Raw genomic sequence first — 2,464 nt, 5'->3', positions numbered from 1 at the left:
ACCGACCCGGTGGAGATCGCCGCTCCGGATCTGCCGGTGCGCAGATTCAAGCTCCATCGCTTGCAGCGCAGCTCGGTGGATCCGGTGGTCCGGGATGCCGATTGGGATCGTCACACCGACACCTTCTCGGTACCCGCCCGCACCGCCGCGGTCTTCGTGGGCAAGCCCGACCGGGGCCACGGCGACTGACCTAGTCGTCTGCTCCTGAGCCTTGCACTGAGCCTTGCACTGAGCCTTGAATGGGCCCGCCGGGGGATGAGCCCTCGGCGGGCTTTTCCAGCGCTGTTATGCTCCGCCCCAGGAGGCGCGACCATGAGCGACGAGCAGCAGACCCAGACGGTGGAGAGCCCTGCCCAGGGCGAGGAGACCCTCACTTCCGCCTGCATCCTCGACTGTCCCGACGCCTGTGGCCTGGAGGTCACGGTGGCCCCGGGGGAAGCCGGGCGGCGGCGGGTGACCCATATCGGCGGGGTCCAGAACGGTCACCCCACTACCCAGGGCTTCATCTGCCGCAAGGTCGGCCGTTTCGCTGAACGCCTGGAGCATCGCGACCGCCTGCTCTATCCCCTCCGCCGCACCGGCCCCAAGGGCTCCGGCAGCTTCGAGCGCATCTCCTGGGACGACGCCCTGGGGGAGATCGCTCGCCGCTTGGAAGAGATTACCGACCGCTGGGGCGGCGAGGCCGTGCTCCCTTGCCACTACGGCGGCTCCAACGGTGCCTTGAGCGACGGCTTCCTCGACTACCACTTCTTCGCCCACCTCGGCGCCTCCCGCCTCGATCGCACCATCTGCGCCGCTCCTACCAGTGCCGTGGATCGTGCCATGTACGGCATGATGCCCGGCGTCGCCTACGAGGACTACGCCGACTCCCAGGCCATCCTCGTCTGGGGCGCCAACCCCAAGGCTTCGAGCATTCACCACGTCCCCTTTCTGCGCCAGGCGAAGCAGAACGGCGCCTTCATCACGGTCATCGACCCGGTGCGCAATTTTTCTAGCCGCGAGGTCGACCTCCACCTGCCCGTCCGACCCGGTGCCGACCTGCCCCTGGCTCTGGGGATGATCCACCGCTGGCAGCAGCTGGGGGCTCTCGATCGGGATTTCTTGGACCAGCACGCTGTCGGCCTCGAGCCCCTCCTCGCCGCTGCGGCAGACTGGCCGCCGGAGCGCGCTGCCGAGGAGGCCGGCGTGCCGGTGGCGGATCTCCTGGAATGCGCCGATCGCTTTGCCGCGGCGAGCCCGGCGGCGGTGCGCTGCGGTTGGGGCTTGGAGCGCAACCGCAACGGTGGTCAGGCGGTGGCGGCGGTGCTGGCGATCCCTGCCCTGTTGGGCAAGTTCGGCCAGCGGGGCAGCGGCTATACCTTGAGCAACAGCAAGGCCGGCGGCTTCACCCGCCCGCCGGAGCTGCAGATTCCCGCCTGGAACACGCGCGAGATCAATCAGAGCCGCCTAGGGCTCGCGCTGGTGGGGGAGGAGGAGCCCGCCCTCGACCCGCCGGTGCAGGCGCTGGTGGTCTACAACTGCAATCCCCTGGTGACGGTGCCGGACCAGCACCGCATGCTCCGCGGCCTGGAGCGGGAGGACCTCTTCACCGTCGTTTCCGAGCAGGTGATGACCGACACCGCTCTCTACGCCGACATCGTTCTCCCCGCTACCACCATGCTCGAGCATCGGGACATCCGCGTTGGCTACGGGGCCTACGTGGTCGGCGCCAGCCACCAGGTCGTGGAGCCCCCGGGGGAGGCCCGCTCCAACGTCGAAACCTTCGCCGCCCTCGGCCGCGCCATGGGCTGGGACGCTCCCATCTTCCAGCTCGACGACGACTCCGCCTTCGAGGCGGTGGTGCCCCACGTGCACCGCGCCGGCCAGGCGGTGGATCCGGAGATCCTCGCCCGCGGTGGCCAGCAGAATTTCGATTTTCCCGGCTCCAGCCCCGTGCAGTTCGACACCGTCCACCCCGCCACCCCCGACGGCAAGATCCATCTCACGCCGGAGTGCTTGGGCCCCGAGCCCTACCGCTACGTGCCCCCCGGCACCGAGGATCCCGACGACACCACCCTCGGCGGCCGCGGCGCCGACGCCCAAGCCGACGGCCCCCTCACCCTCATCACCCCAGCCACCAGCGAGCTGCTCAACAGCACCTTCGGCGAGTTCAGCCTCGACCAACTCACCGCCACCCTCCACCCCGACGAAGCCGCCTCCCGCAACCTAGCCGCCGGCGCCCCCGTTCGCGTCCACAACCGCCTCGGCGAGGTCCACTGCCACCTCCGTCTCGACCCCCGCGTCCGCCCCGGCGTCGTCGTCATCCCCAAAGGCGCCTGGCGCCGCTCCTCCCAAAACACCTACACCTCCACCGCCCTCTGCCCTGCCCACGTGAATCGCGTGGCGGGTGGAGCTTGTTACAACGATGCGCGGGTGGAGGTGGAAGGGGTTTGAGGGAGACCTGGACCTAGCGGGTAGGGGCGAC

2 protein-coding genes are annotated in these 2,464 nt (G+C 69.6%); both read left to right on the top strand.

Annotated features, from left to right (window positions below; genetic code table 11):
- The coding region (locus SX243_25915) for an alpha-1,6-glucosidase domain-containing protein (protein MDY7096422.1) at positions 1-189 on the top strand (189 nt) is incomplete at its 5' end.
- Between the two features lie 123 nt (positions 190-312).
- Positions 313-2,433: a molybdopterin-dependent oxidoreductase gene (locus SX243_25910; GenBank protein MDY7096421.1), complete on the top strand. Its 2,121-nt coding sequence runs from the start codon at positions 313-315 to the stop codon at positions 2,431-2,433.
- Positions 2,434-2,464: the final 31 nt, after the last annotated feature.

Source organism: Acidobacteriota bacterium, assembly GCA_034211275.1.
Classification (GTDB): Bacteria; Acidobacteriota; Thermoanaerobaculia; order Multivoradales; family JAHZIX01; genus JAGQSE01.
Note: the sequence above shows the minus strand (reverse complement) of the source record. Positions and strands in the feature narration are given on the sequence as shown.

Excerpts from the sequence above, each read along its gene's own strand:
- SX243_25910 (MDY7096421.1), top strand. The coding sequence starts at position 313 with ATGAGCGACGAGCAGCAGACCCAGACGGTGGAGAGCCCTGCCCAGGGC.